We start from the raw sequence: 18,636 nt of genomic DNA on the forward strand, positions 1-18,636 counted from the left end.
GGCTCGGGTGCCGGCGCCGCCGACGAGCATCACAAGCACCGCCGCGTCCCGGGTGACATGCCGGGAACCGGAACGAGCGCCTACAATGCCGCTTTCCCGACCGAAGACGGATGCCCATGGCCCTGCTGCAACGAATCCTGTCCCTGCCCGCGCGCGTGCTCTATCTCGCGCTCTTCCTGGTCGCCGCCGGTCTGCTCGGTTTCGGCCTCTATCTGCAGCACGTCGTCGGCCTCGAGCCCTGCCCGATGTGCATCATGCAGCGCTACGCCTTCGCCCTCGCCGCCGTGCTCGCCCTGCTCGCCGCAATTCACGGCCCGGAACGGACCGGAGTACGGGTCTATGCCGCCCTGATCGGCCTCGCCGCCCTTGGCGGCGGCGCCATCGCCGCCTGGCAGAGCTGGCTGCAGCTCGACCCGCCGGCGATTCCCGAATGCGGCCCCGGGCTGGAGTTCATGCTCGAAAGCTTCCCGCTCGCCGAAGCCCTGCCGATGATCTTCCGCGGCGCGGGCGACTGCGCGGTGGTCGACTGGACCTTCCTCGGGCTGTCGATCGCCAACTGGTCGCTGCTGAGCTTCGGCGCGACCCTGGCGTTCGCCGTGTGGATGCTGCGCCGCGGCTAGGCAGACCGGCTTCAGCTGCAGCGGGCCGGGCCGTCCTTGACGCCGAGCTTGTGCAGGATGTTCACCAGCGGACACACGCCGGTGAACGCGCTCTGGAACAGGTTTGCGCCGACGAAGGCGGTCACCCACAGGAAGTGCTTGCTGACGAACAGCGGCGAAGCCTCGACACCGAGCGCGAGCGAGATCAGGACGAAGGCGCCGGCGAAGGCGCGCACGTAGTCGTTGGTGGTCATGCGGGATTCTCCTCGGGGTTTTTGAGGCTTGCGATGCGGCCGCGCATGGCGGCGTAGTAGAGCACCGGGATCACCACCAGGGTGAGCACGGTGGACACGAAGATGCCGAAGATCAGGCTGATCGCGAGCCCGTTGAAGATCGGGTCGTCGAGGATGAACACCGCGCCGATCATCGCTGCCAGCGCAGTGAGCCCGATCGGCTTGGCGCGCACCGCGGCGGCGCGGATCAGCGCCTCGCCGAATTCCATTCCCGGTTTTCCATCCTCGCCTCGCACCTGCTGATTGACGAAATCCACCAGCAGGATGGAGTTGCGCACGATGATGCCGGCGAGCGCGATCATGCCGATCATCGACGTTGCGGTGAATTGCGCGCCAAGCAGGGCGTGGCCCGGCATCACGCCGACGAGGGTGAGCGGGATCGGTGCCATGATGATGAGCGGCACGAGGTAGCTCCGGAACTGCGCCACCACCAGCAGGTAGATCAGGATCAGCCCGACCGCGTAGGCGGCACCCATGTCGCGGAAAGTCTCGTAGGTGATCTGCCACTCGCCGTCCCACTTCAACTGATAGCCGGCGTAGGGGTCGGCGGGCGGGCGGATGAACCACTCGCCGAGCGTGCCGGCGAGCCCCGGCGCGCCTTCGAGCGCCATGCCATTCACCTTCGATCGGATGTCGAACATGCCGTACAAGGGCGAATCGAGCTTGCCCCCCATGTCTCCGGTCACATACACCACCGGCAGCAGGTCCTTGCGGTAGAGGATCTGCTCGCGGCGGGTCTCGGCGACCTGCACCAGTTCGGAGATCTTCACCAGCTGGCCGGCGTTGTCGCCGCCGCGTGCGCGCACCTGCATCGCGAGCAGGTCGGCGAGGTCGGACTGGCGTGCCGCGGGCAGCTGGACGCGCACCGGAATCTCGTACTTGTTGTCGCCGCCATGCACCGGAGTGACGTTCTCGCCCGAGAGGCCGAGGCGCACGACTTCGACGATGTCGGCCTGGGCCACGCCCATGCGCGCGGCCTTGGCCTGGTCGACGCGCAGCACCAGCTTGGGCGCATCCTCGTCCACGGTGTCGTCCACGCCGACGATGTCGGGCGTGTCCTCGAAGGCGGCGCGCACGCGCCTTGCCACCTCGACCTGACCGTCGTAGTCCGGGCCGTAGATCTCGGCGACAATCGGCGACAGCACCGGCGGGCCGGGCGGGACTTCCACCACTTTGGCGTTGCCGCCGCTGCGACGCGCGATCGCGGTGACCGCGTCGCGCACCGACACCGCGATCTCGTGGCTCTGGCGCGTGCGCGCAGTCTTGTCCACCAGGTTGACCTGGATGTCGCCCTGCTCGGGCGCGCTCCTCAGGTAGTACTGGCGCACCAGGCCGTTGAAGTTGATCGGCGCCGCGGTGCCGGCGTAGGACTGCCAGTCGGTGACCTCGGGCACGGTCGCCAGATGGGCGCCGATCTCGTTCAGCACACGTGCGGTGTCCTCGACCGGGGTGCCGACCGGCATGTCGAGCACAACCTGGAACTCGCTCTTGTTGTCGAAGGGCAGCATCTTCATGACCACGAGCTGCACCACCGGCAGCGCCACCGAGACGCCGATGAGGGCGAACACGGCGAGCCACAGCACCCGCCGGTTGCGCGCGCCGCGGCGGGCATCGAACATCGGCGTCATCACGCGGCGGAAGAGGCCGTCGAGCCGCTGCGTCATCCTGTCCTCGCCGCCGTGCGGGTGGGCGTCGACGCTCTTCAGCATCTTCTGCGCCAGCCAGGGCGTGACCACGAAGGCCACCACCAGCGAGATGAACATGCCCATCGAGGCGTTGATCGGGATCGGGCTCATGTAAGGGCCCATCAGCCCGGTGACGAAGGCCATCGGCAGGAGCGCCGCGATCACGGTGAAGGTGGCGAGGATGGTGGGACCGCCGACTTCATCCACTGCCTTGGGGATCCGCTTCCACAGCGGCGTGTCGGGCTCGAGCGTGTGCCAGCGGTGGATGTTCTCGACCACCACGATGGCGTCGTCGACCAGGATGCCGATCGAGAAGATGAGCGCGAACAGCGACACCCGGTTGAGGGTGAAGCCCCACGCCCAGGACGCGAACAGGGTCGCCGCGAGCGTAAGCGACACGGCGATGCCGACGATGATCGCCTCGCGCCGGCCGAGGGCGAAGAACACCAGCGCCACCACCGCGGCGGTGGCGAAGGCGAGCTTGCCGATGAGCTGGCTGGCCTTGTCGTTGGCGGTCTTGCCGTAGTCGCGGGTGACGGTGAACTCCACGCCTTCCGGAATCAGGCTGCCGCGCAGGTTCTCCAGGCGCTCCATCGCCGCCCGGGTGACGTCGGCGGCGTTGGCGCCAGGCTTCTTCGACAGCGCCAGGGTGACTGCGGGGAAGAGGCCCTGCTGGCCGATACCGCGCTGTTGGGCGGCGGCGCCGGTACCGAACCAGACGTATTGCGCAGGCTGGTCGGGGCCGTCGACGACCTCGGCGACATCGCGCAGGAACACCGGCCGGCGCTCGGACACGCCCACCACCAGGCTGCGGACGTCTTCGGCGGACTCGAGATAGGTGCCAGTCTGCACCAGCACCTCGCGGTTGCCCGCGACCAGGCTGCCCGCCGGCTGCGAAGCGTTGGCGAGCTGCAGCGCGCCGCGCAGCTCCTGCGCGGTGACGCCGTGCGCGTTCATGCGCTCGATGTCCATGTTCACCCGGATCACATGGCCGGGGCCGCCGACGGTGACGACGTCGCGCGTGCCGGGGATGCGCTTCAACTCGGTCTCGGTCGCGCGCGCGACCTGCTGCAGCGAGAACGCGGCGCGCGCGGGATCGGCGGTCCACAGCGTGAAGCTGGCGATCGGCACGTCGTCGATGCCCTTGGGCTTGATCAGCGGCTGGCCGACGCCGAGCTGCGGCGACAGCCAGTCGGCGTGCGACTGCACCGTGTCGTACAGGCGCACCAGCGCGGTCTGGTTGGGCACGCCGACCTCGAACTGGACGGTGATCACCGCCATCCCCGGGCGCGACACGGTATAGACGTGCTCGACCCCGGCGATACGCGACAGCACCTGCTCGGCCGGGCGCGCCACCAGGGCCTCGACGTCGTGCGCCGAGGCCCCGGGAAAAGGCACCAGCACGTTGGCCATGGTGACGTCGATCTGCGGCTCTTCTTCCTTGGGCGTGACCAGGGTGGCGAAAATGCCGGCGAGCAGCAGCACCAGCGCGAGCAGCGGCGTGATCGCGTTGCGCTGGAAGGCAGCGGCGATACGGCCGGAGATGCCGAGGCGGATTGTCATCGTCGCCTCCCGGCTCAGCGTGTGGCGGCCGCGCCGCGGGTCTCGATGCCGGCCTGCACCGGGTCGAGCGCGAGGGTTTCATTCCCTTCCAGCCCGGAGAGCACTTCGATCATGCCGCTGCCCTGGTCGAGGCGCCCCGGGCGGACCTGGCGCAGGCGGAAGCCGCCCTCCCCGTCGGCGACATAGACCGCGCTCAGTTCGCCCCGGCGCAGCACCGCGGCAGCCGGAATCAGCACCGTGCCGGAGCCCCCCGCGGCGCCGAAATCGACCCGGGCGAAGCTGCCGGGAAGCACGCCTTCGATGCCCGCAGGCAGGTCGATGCGCACGCGCACGGTATGGGTGCGCGCATCGGCGGCCGGCAGCACGGTGACGGCGGCGGCATCGACCATCCGCCCGCCGCCCAGGTCGACGCGCACCTGCCGCAAGGGCGTGCCGAGCAGCGCCAGACGCTCCGGCGCCAGGTCGGCGACCGCACGCATTTGCGCCGGATCATAGACGGTGAGCAGACTGCGCCCGGGCTGGGCCATTTCGCCGTGCTCGATGTGGCGCTCGGCCACCACGCCGTCGAGCGGCGACGTGACGGTGGTGTAGGCACTCGCCGCCTGCGCCTGCGCCCGCGCCGCCCGCGCCGCATCGAGCTGCGCTTCGGCGGCCTGGTGGCGGGCGCGGGCGCTGTCGAGCGCGGACTCGCTGAGAAAGCGGCGCGCGACCAGGCTGCGGGCGCGCTCGTAGTCGGCCTTGGCGTTGATCCGCGCGGTTTCGGCCTGCACCACGCCGGCCTCGGCTGCGGCAAGTGCAGCAGCGGCTTCGGCGGGATCGATCCGCACCAGCACCTGGCCCTTGCGCACGCGCTCGCCGGCATCCACCGCCAGCGCCACGATCCGCCCCGGAACCTGGGCGGCAAGGGTGGATTGGTGCACCGCTTCGACCGTCGCTTCAGCCTGCACCGCAGCACCGAGGACGCGCATTTCGGCACGCACGGTCGCCACTTCGGCGTGCCCGGCAGCCGTGACCAGCAGTGCGACGAGGGCGGGGATCGCGCGCGCGGCGGCGAGGAAGCGAGGAATCTTCATATTTATAAGTATATTCTTATATATACGAAGGGCAAGTGCGATCCATTCCCTGCGCCTCATGCGCAGCCGCCCGCGCCGGCTCAATCCAGGCAGTTGCGGGCGTAGCCGGCAATCGCGTCGACGACCTCGTCGGCTTCACCAGCCGCCATCGACAGCGTGATCCGGCACGCTGGATGGGCCCGCCGGCTCGATTCGATCAGAGCCGGCAGGTCGCGCTTGAGGTGGCCGCCCTGGGCCAGAAAGACCGGCACCACCGCCACCCGCCGCACACCTGCGGCCACCAGTTCGGCGATCGCTTCGGGCAGGGTCGGGCGGATGAATTCGAGAAAGGCGAGTTCGACCCGCGGCGCCTCGGGCGCGGCGAGCAGGCGCGCCCGGATACGCTGCATCGGCCCGGCCCATTCGGGATCGCGCGCGCCGTGGCCGAACAGCACGACAGCGGACGCATGCGGCGGCACTGCATTCATCGGGAGGCCTCCTCGGGTAGGGTTCGGATCGGTGCCGTCTCGCCGGGCATCGGCACCGCGGCTTCGCAGCGCCGACCGGCTAGGCGACAGCGGGCGCTGGCGGCCGCAGCAGCAGTTCGAGCGCACGGGCAGAGCATAGCAGGCCGACGGTGGCGGTGACTGCCATGCTCGAGCCATAGCCGGCACAGGCCAGCCCCTGCAGGCCGGCGCGCGCACCGGAGGCGGCGTCGGTATCGCAGGCCCGCGCTTCGGGGTAGCGCAGCGGCTCGGTGGAAAACACCGCGGCGATGCCGAACTTCTTTTTCGGGTCGCGGGGAAAGCCGTGCTCCTTGCGCAGCCGGGCCCGTACCTTGGAGAGCAAGGGGTCTTGCAGGGTGCGCGCCAGGTCGTCGATACCGACCCGCGCCGGGTCGGTCTTCCCGCCGGCCCCGCCGGCCATGACCAGCGGGATGCGCCGGCGCCGGCAGACGGCGGCGATCGCGACCTTGGCGCGGACGTTGTCGATCGCGTCGATGACCACATCGAAGCCCTGAAGCAGGGCCTCGGCATTCTCCGCGGTGAGGAAATCCTCGATCCGGGTCACCGTGCACAAGGGGTTGAAGGCGGCGATGCGCTCGGCCATCGCCACCACCTTGGCCTGGCCGAGCGTGGCGTCGAGGGCATGGACCTGGCGGTTGATGTTGGATTCGGCGACATGGTCGAGGTCGATCAGGGTCAGGCGGCCGACACCGCTGCGTGCGAGCGCTTCGGCCGCCCACGAGCCGACGCCGCCGATGCCGACGACGCAGGCATGGCGACGCTGCAGCAGGTCCACCGTGCCGCTGCCGTAGAGACGGTCGAGACCGCCGAAGCGGCGCGCAGGATCGAGCTCGACGTTCATCGGCTGCTCAGGCGCGTTCCACCGCCGCACCTGGGCGGTCGAGCCAGACCCCGAGCCCCTGGGCGTTGAGTTCAAGGTCCATCCGCAGCAGCTCCAACGCCTGCTCTTCGTCGAGCGCCCAGTTCTGCCGTGCCGCCTCTTCGCGCATCACCTGCTCGAGGCCGGCAAGGATTTCGACGTGGCGGGCGACGCCGTCGCCGCGCGCCGCCCGTGCCACCGCGACCATGGTGTCGATCAGCCGGTGCAGGTCGGCGCCGAGGCGCTCGACGTCGACGACCCGGCCGTAGTGAGTGAGGTACATCGCCTGCGGCCGCATCGACAGCAGGCGATCGATCGAGGCGTGCATCGCCTCGGGGTCGAACTGGGTCGGGGTCGTCGTCGGCACTACGAAAGCGCGGCCGTCGACGTCGAGTTCGCGATAGGACAGGCCGAAGGCGTCACCGGTGAAGAACGCCTGCGCCCCCGCGTCCCAGATGCAGATGTGATGAAGCGCGTGCCCCGGGGTATCGAACACCCGGAAACGGCGCGAACCGAGGTCGAACTCGAAGCCGTCGGTGGCCGGGACGATACGCTCCGCCGGCACCGGAACGAGATGGCCGTAGAGCGCGAAAGCGCGCTCGGCACCGTACACCGCGGCCGTGCCTTCCCACAGCCTGGCCGGGTCGATCATGTGGCGCACGCCGCGCGGATGGACCAGCAGCTTCGCCTCGGGCAGGGCGCACATCAGGCTGCCCGCCCCGCCGGCGTGGTCGAGATGGATGTGGGTGAGCATGACCCACTCCACCGCTTCGGGGGCGACGCCGAGCGCCGCCAGCGCACCCAGCACGCGCGGAACAGCGGCATTGCTGCCGGTATCGACCACCGCGGCACGGCCGTCATGCACGACCAGGTGGACGGCGGCGAGCTGCGGCCGGCCATAGCCCGACTCCACCGTGTGCACGCCATCGGTATGGCTGATCAGATATTGCATGAACGTCCCTCCTCATCCTGCAAGCTTGGGGTCGTTCGCCCAGGTTCAATGGCCCGACGCCCGCGGCACAGTGAAGCGGGCGCGGCGCGGGCGTCGCGGACGCGTTTCAGAACGGGATATCGTCGTCGAAATCGCCGAAGCCGCCCGCCTGCGGAGCGGCGGAGGGCGCCGCCGCCGGGCGCTGCGGCGCCGAAGCCGGCGCACGCGCCGCCGCCGGAGACGGCGCATCCCAGCCGCCCTCGCCCGCCCCGCCGCGCATCGGCGCATCGCCGCCTTCGCGGCGGCCGAGCATCTTCATCTCGTCACCGCGGATTTCCGTCGTGTAGCGCTCCTGGCCGCTCTGATCCTGCCACTTGCGTGTGCGCAGGCTGCCTTCGATATAGACCTGGCTGCCCTTTTTCAAGTATTGCCCGGCGATCTCGGCGAGCTTGCCGAAGAAGACGACGCGGTGCCACTCGGTGGCCTCGCGGCGCTCGCCGGTGTTCTTGTCGCGCCAGGTTTCGGCGGTGGCGATGCGCAGGTTGCAGATCGCGTCGCCCGAGGGGGCGAAGCGGTTTTCCGGATCGGCGCCGAGGTTGCCGATCAGGATGACTTTGTTCACGGATGCCATCCGGTTCTCCTTTGAATGCGTGTGCGGACGGGCGGCAGCGGCCGCCCGTAACAGGGTTCAGCCATGTGCCGGAAGCGGGGCCGCCGGACGCACCGGGGGCGGCGCCATCGAGGCCGCCAGCGCGAGCCACAGCAGGGCCAGGGCGGCACAGAACAGGCTGACCGCGGCGGGACCGAAGCCCTGCCCCAACCAGCCGCCGAGCAGCCCTCCGAGAAACAGCCCGATCGACTGCAAGGTGTTATAGACGCCGAGCGCGGTTCCTTTCGAGCCCGGCGGCGCGATGCGTGAAATCCACGACGGCTGGGTGGCCTCGAGCACATTGAAGGCGACGAAGAACAGCGTCAGCATCAATGCCATTGGTATCAAAGCGTCACCCGCCAGCCAGAGCCCGAACTGCACCAGCACAAGCAGCGCGATCGCGGCGTTGAACACCGCCTTCATCCGGTCGTGGCGCTCGGCGAGGATCACCGCCGGCACCATGACGAGGAAGGACAGCAAGACCGCCGGCAGATAGACTTTCCAGTGCTCGGTCATCGCTAGGCCGCCGCCGGTGACCAGCGCCGAAGGCACCATGACCCACATCGTGGTCTGGATCAGATGCAGCGCGAACACGCCAAAGTTGAGCCGCATCAACTGGCCGTCGCGCAGCACGTCGATGAAACGGCCGGTGGCGCGCGGCACCGGCGGCGCTTCCGGCACCACCCACAGCAGCACGCCGATCGCGCCGAACGCGAGCACCGCGGTCAGCCAGAAGATTCCGTCCATGCCGATCACGGCGTACAGCAGCGGCGCCGCCACCATCGACAGCGCGAACACCAGGCCGATCGAGGAGCCGATCATGGCCATGACCTTGGTCCGATGCTGGTCGCGGGTGAGGTCGGCGGCGAGCGCGGTGACCGCCGCCGAGATTGCCCCCGCGCCCTGCAACACGCGGCCGACGATGATCATGTGGATGCCGTCGGCGAGCGCCGCGATCACGCTGCCGAGGACGAACAGCACGAGGCCGAAGACGATCACCGGCTTGCGCCCGAAGCGGTCCGACGCCGCCCCGTAGGCGATCTGCAGGCAGGCCTGGGTCAGCCCGTAGGCGCCGATCGCCAGCCCGACCAGGGTCAGGTCGTCGCCGCCCGGAATGCCCGCAGCGTGCACCGCGAACACCGGCAGGATCAGGAACAGCCCGAGCATGCGCAGGGCGAAGATCGCGGCCAGGCCCAGGCCGGCGCGGCGCTCTTCGCGGCTCATCGGATCGCGTGCGGAAACGGGCATCGGAAACGGCTTCGTCAAAACGCGGATTCTATCATCGCCGGCCTGGCTGGAGTCCTTGAGCCGAATGAACCGGCGCACCTCGCCGTGCCCTCCTCCGCATTCGCTCACGGCTGGCTGCACGCCGCCTTCTCTCGTATAGTCGGGCGTCCACCTCCAGTCAGGCGCCTCCATGGACGAAATCCGCATCCGCGGTGCCCGCACCCACAATCTCAAGAACATCAGCATCGATCTGCCGCGCAACCGGCTGACCGTGATCACCGGCCTGTCGGGTTCGGGCAAGTCCTCGCTGGCCTTCGATACCCTGTACGCCGAAGGCCAGCGCCGCTACGTCGAGTCGCTGTCGGCCTACGCGCGCCAGTTCCTGCAGCTGATGGAAAAACCGGACGTGGACCTGATCGAAGGGCTGTCGCCGGCGATCTCGATCGAACAGAAGGCGACCAGCCACAATCCACGCTCGACGGTGGGCACCGTCACCGAAATCCACGACTACCTGCGCCTGCTCTATGCCCGCGCCGGGACCCCGCACTGCCCCGAACACCCCGAGCACGCGCTCGAGGCGCAGAGCGTGGCGCAGATGGTCGACCACGTGCTGGCGCTGCCGGAGGAGACCCGGCTGATGATCCTCGCCCCGGTCGTCAGCGAGCGCAAGGGCGAGCAGCACGAACTGTTCGCCGAGTTGCGCGCGCAGGGATTCGTGCGCGTGCGGGTCGATGGCCAGGTGCACGAGCTCGATGCCCTGCCAGCGCTGGAAAAAGGCCGTCGCCACACCATCGAGGTGGTGATCGACCGCCTCAAGGTACGCCCCGAACTGCGCAGCCGCCTCGCCGAATCCTTCGAGACCGCGCTCACCCATGCCGATGGCCGGGCGCTCGCGGTCGAGATGGACAGCGCCCGCGAGCACCTGTTTTCCGCCCGCTTCGCCTGCCCGGTGTGCGGCTTCGCACTGGCCGAGCTCGAACCCCGCCTGTTCTCGTTCAACAATCCGGCCGGCGCCTGCCCGAAGTGCGACGGCCTCGGTCAGGTCGAATACTTCGACCCGCTGCGCGTGGTGGCGCATCCCGAGCTGTCGCTGGCCGCGGGCGCGATCCGCGGCTGGGACCGGCGCAACCAGTTCTACTTCCAGATGCTCGCGAGCCTCGCCGCGCACTACCGCTTCGACATCGAGACGGCATTCGAGGCGCTGCCGGAGAAGATCCGCGAAGTGGTGCTGTTCGGCTCCGGGCGCGACAAGATCGCGTTCCGCTACATGGCGGACAATGGCCGCATGGTGCTCAAGGAACACACCTTCGAGGGCATCATCCCGAACCTCGAACGCCGCCTGCGCGAAACCGACTCGACCGCGGTGCGCGAGGAACTGGGCAAGTACCGTGCGACCCGCGCCTGCCCGGCCTGCAACGGCAGCCGCCTGCGCGCCGAAGCCCGCCACGTGCAGATCGGCGGGCGCGCCCTGCACGAGATCGGCCGCTTGCCGCTGGGCCAGTGCCAGCACTTTTTCGCCGGACTACAGCTCAGCGGCGCGCGCGCCCAGGTCGCGGACAAGATCGTCAAGGAAGTCTCCGACCGCCTCGGCTTCCTGCTCAACGTCGGCCTCGACTACCTGTCGCTCGACCGCTCCGCCGACACCCTGTCCGGCGGCGAGGCCCAGCGCATCCGCCTGGCGAGCCAGATCGGCTCCGGCCTCACCGGCGTCATGTACGTCCTCGACGAGCCGTCGATCGGCCTCCATCAGCGCGACAACGACCGCCTGCTCGCCACCCTCGGGCAGTTGCGCGACCTCGGCAACACCGTGATCGTGGTCGAGCATGACGAGGACGCGATCCGCAGCGCCGACTACCTCGTCGACATGGGGCCGGGTGCGGGCGCGCACGGGGGTCACATCGTCGCCCACGGCACTCCCGCCGAAGTGATCGCCAATCCGGCCTCGGTGACCGGCGACTACCTTGCCGGGCGGCGCGCAATCGCCCTTCCGGCGCGGCGCACGGCGCCCGATCCGGGACGTTGGCTGCGCATCACCGGCGCGCGCGGCAACAACCTGAAGAATGTCACGGTGGATTTTCCCGGCGGCCTGTTCACCTGCGTCACCGGGGTGTCCGGCTCGGGCAAATCGACGCTCGTCAACGACACTCTCGCCGCGGCCGCGGCCCGTCGCCTGTACGGCTCCGCCACCGAGGCGGCAGCGCACGACGACATCGCCGGCCTCGACGCCTTCGACAAGGTGATCAGCGTCGACCAATCGCCGATCGGACGCACGCCGCGCTCCAATCCGGCGACCTACACCGGCCTGCTGACGCCGATCCGCGAGCTGTTCGCCGGCGTTCCCGAAGCGCGCGCGCGCGGTTACGGGCCGGGGCGTTTTTCCTTCAACGTGCGCGGCGGACGCTGCGAAGCCTGCCAGGGCGACGGCCTGATCAAGGTCGAAATGCACTTCCTGCCCGACATGTACGTGCCCTGCGACATCTGCCACGGCAAGCGCTACAACCGCGAGACCCTGGAAATCCGCTACAAGGGCCGCAGCATCCACGACGTGCTGGAAATGACCGTCGAGCAGGCGCAGGAATTCTTCCGCGCGGTGCCGGCAGTGGCGCGCAAGCTCGACACCCTGGTGGACGTGGGCCTGGGCTACATCCGCCTCGGCCAGAGCGCAACCACGCTGTCGGGCGGCGAGGCCCAGCGGGTGAAGCTCGCGCTCGAACTCTCCAAGCGCGACACCGGGCGCACCCTCTACATCCTCGACGAACCGACCACCGGCCTCCACTTCCAGGACATCGAACTGCTGCTGAAGGTGCTCCACCGCCTGCGCGACCACGGCAACACCATCGTCGTCATCGAGCACAACCTCGACGTCATCAAGACTGCGGACTGGATCATCGACATGGGGCCGGAGGGCGGCGACGGCGGCGGGCGGGTGGTGTGCCAGGGTACGCCGGAGGGGGTCGCCGCCGCGCCTGGCAGCTACACCGGGCGCTATCTGCGCCGCATGCTCGAGGCGCCGGCCCGCGCCGCAGGCGATCCCGCCTACGCGCCGTCCTCCGGGGACGGCACGGCGCCCCGGTAGCCCTGCGGGTTGCATCGCTGCCAGCGCCAGGCGTCCTCGCACATCGCCGCGAGGTCGCGTACCGCGCGCCAGCCCAACACCGCCGCGGCGCGTGCCGGATCGGCCCAGCAGGCGGCGACGTCACCCGCACGCCGGGCGGCGATGTCGTACGGCACCGCCCGCCCCGACGCCCGCTCGAAGGCACGGATCATTTCCAGCACGCTGTAGCCGCGCCCCGTTCCCAGGTTCAGCGTCGTGACTCCGGGCAGGCGGTCGATTTTCTCCAGCGCGCGCAGATGGCCCTGCGCCAGATCCACCACGTGGATGTAGTCACGCACGCCGGTACCGTCGGGAGTGGGGTAGTCGCCGCCGAACACCTGCAGGCGGGGCAAACGGCCCACCGCGACCTGGCTGACGAAGGGCATCAGGTTGTTCGGCAGGCCTTCTGGATCCTCACCGATGCGTCCGCTCGGATGAGCGCCGACCGGATTGAAGTAGCGCAGCAGGATGATGTTCCAGCGCGGGTCGGAGGCGGCGAGATCGCGCAGGATCTGTTCGCCCATCAGCTTGGTCCGGCCGTAGGGATTGGTCGCGGAAGTGGGCGCATCCTCGGTGACGGGCATCGGCACCGAAGCGCCATACACCGTCGCCGACGAACTGAAGACGATCCGCCGGCAGCCGGCTTCGCCCATGGCCTGGAGGACGCTCAAGAGGCCCTGGAGGTTGTTGTCGTAATACGCGAGAGGCTGCGCGACCGATTCGCCCACCGCCTTCCTGGCGGCGAAATGGATCACCGCCTCGATGTCGAAGGCGGCGAACACTCCGGCCAGGGCCGCCCGATCGCGCACGTCCGCCTGGATGAAACCCGCCAGCGCAGCGCCGCTGATCTCCTCGACCCGGCGCAGAGCCTCCCGCGAGGCGTTCGAGAGGTCATCGACGACGACGACTTCACGCCCAGCTTCGAGCAGTTCGACGCAGGTATGGGAGCCAATGTAGCCTGCCCCCCCCGTAACCAGGATCGCCCCCATGACGGCCCTCCCTCGACACGACCCCTGCGGGGCCGGATTTACTGGCAAGCGAAAAAAAACCGGGCCGGGCCCGGTTCTTCGTTTGCGAGCGCCCCGAAATCAGGCCGCTTCCGCTTCTTCCACTTCAACCGCGTCGACGTCCGGACGATCGAGCAACTCGATGTAGGCCATCGGCGCGTTGTCGCCATCGCGGAAACCGCATTTCAGGATGCGCAGGTAGCCGCCATTGCGCGTGGCGTAGCGCGGCCCCAGCTCGTCGAACAGCTTGACCACCATGTCGCGATCGCGCAGGCGGTTGAACGCGAGGCGGCGATTCGACAGGCTGGGCTTCTTGCCCAGGGTGATCATCGGTTCGACCACCCGGCGCAGTTCCTTCGCCTTCGGCAGGGTCGTTTTGATGACTTCGTGACGCAGCAGCGAGTTGGCCATGTTGCGGAACATCGCCTGGCGGTGGCTGCTGGTACGATTCAGCTTGCGAAGACCGTTACGGTGACGCATTTCAATTCCTCACTTGCCCGGCGACTCAACCGAGCTTCTCAAGCCCGGCCGGCGGCCAGTTTTCCAGTTTCATGCCAAGCGTCAGCCCGCGGGAGGCCAACACTTCCTTGATCTCGTTGAGCGACTTCCGACCCAGGTTCGGGGTCTTCAGCAACTCGGTCTCGGTGCGCTGGATCAGATCACCGATGTAGTAGATGTTTTCGGCTTTCAGACAGTTCGCCGAACGCACCGTCAGCTCCAGGTCATCCACCGGGCGCAGCAGCACCGGATCGATCTTCGGCTCGGCCGCCGCCTGGGGCGTGGTCGGGGTGCCTTCGAGGTCGGCGAATACCGACAGCTGATCCATCAGCACGCGGGCGGCGAAGCGGATCGCTTCTTCCGGGTCGACCGCACCGTTGGTCTCGATGTCGATGATCAGGCGATCGAGGTCGGTACGCTGCTCGACCCGCGCGCTTTCGACGAGGTAGCTGACGCGCCGCACCGGACCGAACGAGGCGTCGAGCACGATGTGCCCGATCGACTTGCTCTCGGCATTGGCCGGGCGAGCGTTGCCGGGAACATAGCCCCTCCCGGCCTCGACCTTGATCTGCATGTCGAGCTTGCCGCCAGGAGCCAGATGGGCAATGACGTGATCGGGATTGATGATCTCGACATCGTGACCGATTTCGATATCTCCCGCCGTCACCACCCCTTCGCCGGACTTGGCCAGACGCAGGGTGGTCTCGCTGCGGTTATGCAGCTTGAACACCACGCCCTTCAGGTTGAGCAGCAGATCGACGATGTCCTCGCGCACCCCGTCGAGCGTCGAATACTCGTGAAGCACGCCTTCGATCGTCACTTCCGTGGCCGCATGCCCGGGCAGGGACGACAGCAGGATGCGCCGCAGCGCATTCCCCAGCGTGTGGCCGAAGCCGCGCTCGAACGGCTCCATGGTCACCCGCGCCTGGACCGGCGAGGTGCTCTGGACGTCGATGATGCGCGGTTTCAGCAGTGCATTGCTTTGCATCGGCATTCCCTCGGAACTAGAAGAGGATCCGTCTCCCGATCAGCGGGAGTACAGTTCCACGACCAGGCCTTCATTGATCGTAGCAGGCAGTTCGCTGCGCACCGGATAGGCCTTGAACACGCCCTTGCCGGCCTTGGTATCGACTTCGAGCCACTCCGGGAAGCCACGCGAACCGGCGGCTTCGAGCGCGGCCTTGACCCGCAGGTGGTTGCGGGCACGCTCGGTCAGCTCGAGCACGTCGCCCGGGCGCACCACGTACGACGGAATGTTGACGCGCTTGCCATTGACCAGCACGCCGTTGTGGCGCACGACCTGGCGCGCTTCGGCACGCGAAGCGCCGAAGCCCATGCGGTAGGCGACGGAGTCCAGGCGACCTTCGAGCAGCTGGAGCAGATTCTCGCCGGTCTGGCCGCGGCGGCGGTCAGCTTCGGCATAGACCTTGCGGAACTGGCGTTCGAGCACGCCGTAGAGACGGCGGATCTTCTGCTTTTCACGCAGCTGGACGCCATACCCCGACAGACGCTGACCGGAGCGCTGGCCATGCTGGCCCGGCGCATAGGCGCGGCGCTCGATGGCGCACTTGTCGGTGAAACACTTTTCGCCCTTCAGAAACAGCTTTTCGCCTTCGCGACGGCACTGACGGCACTTGGGATCGAGATTACGAGCCACTTATCAACTCCTTGTCAGATACGACGCTTTTTCGGCGGACGGCAGCCGTTATGCGGGATGGGGGTGATGTCCGTGATGCTGGAAATCTTGATCCCCAGCGCATTGAGAGCGCGAACCGAAGACTCTCGCCCCGGGCCGGGGCCCTTGATGCGGACTTCGAGGTTCTTGATGCCGCATTCCTGAGCGACCTTGCCGGCCGCTTCGGCCGCCACCTGGGCCGCGAACGGCGTGCTCTTGCGCGAGCCCTTGAAGCCCGCGCCACCCGAAGTCGCCCACGACAGCGCGTTGCCCTGACGGTCGGTGATGGTGATGATCGTATTGTTGAAGCTCGCGTGAACGTGCGCGATGCCTTCCGCGACGTTCTTCTTGACCTTCTTACGAACCTTCGTTCCAGTCTTAGCCATTATCGGTTCCTATTACTTCTTGCCGGCGATCGCCTTGCGCGGGCCCTTGCGGGTGCGGGCGTTGGTGCGGGTACGCTGACCGCGCATCGGCAGGCCACGACGATGACGAACGCCGCGATAGCAGCCCAGGTCCATCAGTCGCTTGATGTTCATGGTGACTTCACGACGCAGGTCGCCTTCGACAACGAAGCGACCGACTTCGTCACGCAGCTTCTCCATGTCCGACTCGGTCAGATCCTTGACCTTCACCGAACGCTGGATACCGGCAGCGTCGCAAATCTTTTGAGCACGCGAACGGCCGATCCCATAGATGGCGGTCAGCGCGATCTCGGCATGCTTGTGATTGGGAATGTTTACCCCAGCAATACGGGCCATCCGTCTACCCCAAAATGCGAAACATTAAATTCTAATGCCTGGCGTTGACTTGATCAACCCTGGCGTTGACTTGATCAACCCTGGCGCTGCTTGTGCCGCGGATCGCTGCAAATTACGCGAACCACTCCCTTGCGGCGAACGATCTTGCAATTGCGGCAGAGCCGCTTTACCGATGCCTGGACTCTCATGGTCTTGCTCCTGTTTCTCTGTTCTTCACTTGGTCCGGAAAACGATCCGGCCCTTGGTCAGGTCGTAGGGGGTGAGTTGTACCGTCACCTTGTCGCCGGGCAGGATCCGGATGTAGTGCATCCGCATTTTCCCGGAAATGTGGCCAAGGACGTAATGTCCGTTCTCGAGCCTGACGCGGAATGTCGCATTGGGGAGGTTTTCGGTCACCTCGCCTTGCATTTCAATCACATCTTCCTTCGACATGGACTTACCTGCCCGGGAAACCCGCCCCCTTGAAATTCGCCTTCTTCAGCAGACTCTCATACTGATGCGACATCACGAACGCCTGGACCTGGGCCATGAAGTCCATCGTCACCACGACGATGATCAGCAGCGAGGTGCCGCCGAAATAGAACGGGACGTTCCACTTCAGGATCAGGAACTCGGGCAGCAGGCAGACCAGGGTGATATACACCGCTCCGGCCAGCGTCAGCCGCATGAGAATCTTGTCGATGTAACGAGCGGTCTGGTCGCCGGGACGGATCCCGGGAACGAACGCACCGCTTTTCTTCAGGTTGTCCGCCGTCTCCCGGGCATTGAACACCAATGCCGTATAGAAGAAGCAGAAGAACACGATCGCCAGCGCGTACAGCATCACGTAGATCGGCTGGCCCGGCGACAGCGTGGATGCGATGTCGCGCAACCAGTACATGCCTTCGGAAGAACCGAACCACTGCCCCAGCGTCGCCGGGAACAGGATGATGCTGGAGGCGAAGATCGGCGGAATCACGCCCGACATGTTCAGCTTCAGCGGAAGGTGCGAGCTCTGTCCGCCATACACTTTGTTGCCGACCTGACGCTTGGCGTAATTGACCAGGATCTTGCGCTGCCCACGCTCGACGAACACCACGAAAGCGGTCACCAGCGCCACCAGCACGCAGATGAACAGCGCGGTGAAAGGATGCATCGCACCGGTACGGACCAGTTCGAACAACCCCCCGATCGCACTCGGCAGCCCCGCGACGATCCCCGCGAAGATGATGATCGAGATGCCGTTGCCGATGCCACGCTCGGTGATCTGCTCGCCCAGCCACATCAGGAACATCGTCCCGGTCACCAGCGTCGCCAAGGTGACGAAGCGGAACATCAGCCCCGGATCGAGCACCAGGCCCGGCTGCCCTTCGAGGGCAATCGCGATCCCCAGCGATTGGGCGAAGGCAAGCAGCAGCGTGCCGTAGCGAGTGTACTGCGTGATCTTGCGTCTTCCGGCCTCGCCTTCCTTCTTCAGCGCCTCCAGCTGCGGCACCGCGACCGTCATCAACTGCATGATGATCGAGGCCGAGATGTAGGGCATGATGCCCAGCGCGAAGATGGTGAAGCGGGACAGCGCGCCGCCCGAGAACAGGTTGAACACCCCGAGAATGCCACCCGCCTGGGACTGGAACAGCTCGGCCAGTCGCTCGGGGTCGATCCCGGGAACCGGGATATGGGCGCCGATGCGATAGACGATCAGCGCGCCCACGAGGAACAGCAGGCGACGCTTGAGGTCGCCGAACCGCCCCGTGCTTCCCAGCGTGGCAGGAGGATTCGCCACAACCGTTTCCCTTGTTTACTCGGCCGCCACGGAACCGCCGGCAGCTTCGATCGCCGCCTTGGCACCCTGGGTAGCACCGACACCGCGCAACACAACCTTGCGGTTGATCGCCCCCGACAGCACGACCTTGGCGGACAGCGCATCCGCGGCGATCACGCCCGCCTGCTTGAGCGTCAGCAGATCGACTTCATCGACCGGCAGCTTGTCCAGTTCGGACAGGCGCACCTCAACGTTGCGCGCACGCGTCAGCGACACGAAACCGCGCTTCGGGAGACGACGCTGCAGCGGCATCTGGCCGCCTTCGAAGCCGACCTTGTGGAAACCGCCGGCGCGAGACTTCTGCCCCTTGTGGCCGCGGCCGCAGGTCTTGCCCAGGCCGCTGCCCATGCCACGACCGACGCGACGGGCGGTCTTCTTCGAACCGTCACCGGGTTTGATGGTATTCAGGCGCATT

At 67.4% G+C, this 18,636-nt stretch carries 20 protein-coding genes; 2 read left to right on the forward strand and 18 right to left on the reverse strand.

All coding sequences use genetic code 11. From position 1 onward, the window contains the following. Positions 1-116: 116 nt before the first annotated feature. A complete protein-coding gene (locus Tharo_RS13615; RefSeq protein ID WP_107221669.1) occupies positions 117-620 on the forward strand; it encodes a disulfide bond formation protein B in 504 nt (167 codons plus the stop codon). 11 nt (positions 621-631) lie between these two features. Here the strand turns inward: Tharo_RS13615 and Tharo_RS13620 are convergent, their stop codons facing one another. The 8 genes from Tharo_RS13620 to Tharo_RS13655 all read right to left on the reverse strand — a co-directional run bounded on the left by Tharo_RS13620 (position 632) and on the right by Tharo_RS13655 (position 9,406). Next, a complete protein-coding gene (locus tag Tharo_RS13620; RefSeq protein WP_107221670.1) occupies positions 632-853 on the reverse strand; it encodes a YgaP family membrane protein in 222 nt (73 codons plus the stop codon). Further along, positions 850-4,140, reverse strand: a complete 3,291-nt coding sequence (locus Tharo_RS13625; protein ID WP_107221671.1) for an efflux RND transporter permease subunit — start codon at positions 4,138-4,140, stop codon at positions 850-852. The genes Tharo_RS13620 and Tharo_RS13625 overlap by 4 nt, the downstream gene beginning before the upstream one ends. A gap of 14 nt (positions 4,141-4,154) precedes the next feature. Continuing rightward, positions 4,155-5,213, reverse strand: a complete 1,059-nt coding sequence (locus Tharo_RS13630) for an efflux RND transporter periplasmic adaptor subunit (RefSeq protein WP_107221672.1) — start codon at positions 5,211-5,213, stop codon at positions 4,155-4,157. A gap of 80 nt (positions 5,214-5,293) precedes the next feature. Next, entirely contained in the window at positions 5,294-5,680 is a 387-nt protein-coding gene (locus Tharo_RS13635) for a sirohydrochlorin chelatase (protein ID WP_107221673.1), read from the reverse strand. Positions 5,681-5,759: 79 nt separating this feature from the next. After that, entirely contained in the window at positions 5,760-6,560 is an 801-nt protein-coding gene (locus Tharo_RS13640; protein ID WP_107221674.1) for a tRNA threonylcarbamoyladenosine dehydratase, read from the reverse strand. A gap of 7 nt (positions 6,561-6,567) precedes the next feature. Continuing rightward, the gene (locus Tharo_RS13645) at positions 6,568-7,530 is read right to left on the reverse strand and encodes an MBL fold metallo-hydrolase (RefSeq protein ID WP_107221675.1); all 963 of its coding nucleotides are present in this window, start codon (positions 7,528-7,530) and stop codon (positions 6,568-6,570) included. A 106-nt stretch (positions 7,531-7,636) separates the two neighbouring features. Further along, positions 7,637-8,140, reverse strand: coding sequence for a single-stranded DNA-binding protein (ssb, locus tag Tharo_RS13650; RefSeq protein WP_107221676.1), 504 nt, complete (start codon positions 8,138-8,140; stop codon positions 7,637-7,639). A gap of 57 nt (positions 8,141-8,197) precedes the next feature. Further along, positions 8,198-9,406, reverse strand: a complete 1,209-nt coding sequence (locus Tharo_RS13655) for an MFS transporter (RefSeq protein WP_245880905.1) — start codon at positions 9,404-9,406, stop codon at positions 8,198-8,200. A 169-nt stretch (positions 9,407-9,575) separates the two neighbouring features. On the opposite strand from Tharo_RS13655, the gene uvrA reads away from it, so the two are divergent. Further along, a complete protein-coding gene (gene uvrA, locus Tharo_RS13660) occupies positions 9,576-12,461 on the forward strand; it encodes an excinuclease ABC subunit UvrA (protein ID WP_107221677.1) in 2,886 nt (961 codons plus the stop codon). On the opposite strand, the gene galE is transcribed toward uvrA, so the two are convergent. The 10 genes from galE to rplO all read right to left on the reverse strand — a co-directional run bounded on the left by galE (position 12,422) and on the right by rplO (position 18,635). Continuing rightward, the gene (gene galE / locus Tharo_RS13665) at positions 12,422-13,468 is read right to left on the reverse strand and encodes a UDP-glucose 4-epimerase GalE (RefSeq protein WP_107221678.1); all 1,047 of its coding nucleotides are present in this window, start codon (positions 13,466-13,468) and stop codon (positions 12,422-12,424) included. The two genes, uvrA and galE, sit on opposite strands and share 40 nt — an antisense overlap. A 99-nt stretch (positions 13,469-13,567) precedes the next feature. Continuing rightward, positions 13,568-13,966: a 50S ribosomal protein L17 gene (gene rplQ, locus Tharo_RS13670; protein WP_107221679.1), complete on the reverse strand. Its 399-nt coding sequence runs from the start codon at positions 13,964-13,966 to the stop codon at positions 13,568-13,570. A gap of 25 nt (positions 13,967-13,991) precedes the next feature. Beyond that, the gene (locus Tharo_RS13675; protein WP_107222437.1) at positions 13,992-14,972 is read right to left on the reverse strand and encodes a DNA-directed RNA polymerase subunit alpha; all 981 of its coding nucleotides are present in this window, start codon (positions 14,970-14,972) and stop codon (positions 13,992-13,994) included. 39 nt (positions 14,973-15,011) lie between these two features. Next, positions 15,012-15,641, reverse strand: a complete 630-nt coding sequence (gene rpsD, locus Tharo_RS13680) for a 30S ribosomal protein S4 (RefSeq protein ID WP_107221680.1) — start codon at positions 15,639-15,641, stop codon at positions 15,012-15,014. Positions 15,642-15,655: 14 nt separating this feature from the next. After that, on the reverse strand, positions 15,656-16,045 hold the full coding sequence (gene rpsK, locus Tharo_RS13685; protein WP_002931621.1) for a 30S ribosomal protein S11: 390 nt from the start codon (positions 16,043-16,045) through the stop codon (positions 15,656-15,658). A 12-nt stretch (positions 16,046-16,057) separates the two neighbouring features. After that, positions 16,058-16,420, reverse strand: a complete 363-nt coding sequence (gene rpsM / locus Tharo_RS13690) for a 30S ribosomal protein S13 (protein WP_075148084.1) — start codon at positions 16,418-16,420, stop codon at positions 16,058-16,060. Positions 16,421-16,494: 74 nt separating this feature from the next. Continuing rightward, positions 16,495-16,608, reverse strand: a complete 114-nt coding sequence (gene rpmJ, locus Tharo_RS13695; RefSeq protein WP_075148083.1) for a 50S ribosomal protein L36 — start codon at positions 16,606-16,608, stop codon at positions 16,495-16,497. Between the two features lie 25 nt (positions 16,609-16,633). Further along, positions 16,634-16,852: a translation initiation factor IF-1 gene (gene infA / locus Tharo_RS13700; protein ID WP_075148082.1), complete on the reverse strand. Its 219-nt coding sequence runs from the start codon at positions 16,850-16,852 to the stop codon at positions 16,634-16,636. Positions 16,853-16,856: 4 nt separating this feature from the next. After that, on the reverse strand, positions 16,857-18,182 hold the full coding sequence (secY, locus tag Tharo_RS13705; protein WP_107221681.1) for a preprotein translocase subunit SecY: 1,326 nt from the start codon (positions 18,180-18,182) through the stop codon (positions 16,857-16,859). Positions 18,183-18,197: 15 nt separating this feature from the next. Next, positions 18,198-18,635 carry a 50S ribosomal protein L15 gene (gene rplO, locus Tharo_RS13710; RefSeq protein WP_075148080.1) on the reverse strand — a complete coding sequence of 146 codons (438 nt, stop codon included), beginning with the start codon at positions 18,633-18,635 and terminating at the stop codon, positions 18,198-18,200. Position 18,636: the final 1 nt, after the last annotated feature.

Source organism: Thauera aromatica K172, assembly GCF_003030465.1.
Classification (GTDB): Bacteria; Pseudomonadota; Gammaproteobacteria; order Burkholderiales; family Rhodocyclaceae; genus Thauera; species Thauera aromatica.

What these genes read in the sequence shown, in the direction of transcription:
- ssb (WP_107221676.1), bottom strand. Translation starts at nt 8,140, where the DNA reads ATGGCATCCGTGAACAAAGTCATCCTGATCGGCAACCTCGGCGCCGAT.
- Tharo_RS13630 (WP_107221672.1), bottom strand. Translation starts at nt 5,213, where the DNA reads ATGAAGATTCCTCGCTTCCTCGCCGCCGCGCGCGCGATCCCCGCCCTC.
- Tharo_RS13625 (WP_107221671.1), bottom strand. Translation starts at nt 4,140, where the DNA reads ATGACAATCCGCCTCGGCATCTCCGGCCGTATCGCCGCTGCCTTCCAG.
- Tharo_RS13645 (WP_107221675.1), bottom strand. Translation starts at nt 7,530, where the DNA reads ATGCAATATCTGATCAGCCATACCGATGGCGTGCACACGGTGGAGTCG.
- rpsM (WP_075148084.1), bottom strand. Translation starts at nt 16,420, where the DNA reads ATGGCCCGTATTGCTGGGGTAAACATTCCCAATCACAAGCATGCCGAG.
- rpmJ (WP_075148083.1), bottom strand. Translation starts at nt 16,608, where the DNA reads ATGAGAGTCCAGGCATCGGTAAAGCGGCTCTGCCGCAATTGCAAGATC.
- Tharo_RS13620 (WP_107221670.1), bottom strand. Translation starts at nt 853, where the DNA reads ATGACCACCAACGACTACGTGCGCGCCTTCGCCGGCGCCTTCGTCCTG.
- Tharo_RS13615 (WP_107221669.1), top strand. Translation starts at nt 117, where the DNA reads ATGGCCCTGCTGCAACGAATCCTGTCCCTGCCCGCGCGCGTGCTCTAT.
- Tharo_RS13655 (WP_245880905.1), bottom strand. Translation starts at nt 9,406, where the DNA reads ATGCCCGTTTCCGCACGCGATCCGATGAGCCGCGAAGAGCGCCGCGCC.
- rpsK (WP_002931621.1), bottom strand. Translation starts at nt 16,045, where the DNA reads ATGGCTAAGACTGGAACGAAGGTTCGTAAGAAGGTCAAGAAGAACGTC.
- rplQ (WP_107221679.1), bottom strand. Translation starts at nt 13,966, where the DNA reads ATGCGTCACCGTAACGGTCTTCGCAAGCTGAATCGTACCAGCAGCCAC.
- rplO (WP_075148080.1), bottom strand. Translation starts at nt 18,635, where the DNA reads ATGCGCCTGAATACCATCAAACCCGGTGACGGTTCGAAGAAGACCGCC.
- Tharo_RS13675 (WP_107222437.1), bottom strand. Translation starts at nt 14,972, where the DNA reads ATGCAAAGCAATGCACTGCTGAAACCGCGCATCATCGACGTCCAGAGC.
- galE (WP_107221678.1), bottom strand. Translation starts at nt 13,468, where the DNA reads ATGGGGGCGATCCTGGTTACGGGGGGGGCAGGCTACATTGGCTCCCAT.
- uvrA (WP_107221677.1), top strand. Translation starts at nt 9,576, where the DNA reads ATGGACGAAATCCGCATCCGCGGTGCCCGCACCCACAATCTCAAGAAC.
- infA (WP_075148082.1), bottom strand. Translation starts at nt 16,852, where the DNA reads ATGTCGAAGGAAGATGTGATTGAAATGCAAGGCGAGGTGACCGAAAAC.
- Tharo_RS13635 (WP_107221673.1), bottom strand. Translation starts at nt 5,680, where the DNA reads ATGAATGCAGTGCCGCCGCATGCGTCCGCTGTCGTGCTGTTCGGCCAC.
- Tharo_RS13640 (WP_107221674.1), bottom strand. Translation starts at nt 6,560, where the DNA reads ATGAACGTCGAGCTCGATCCTGCGCGCCGCTTCGGCGGTCTCGACCGT.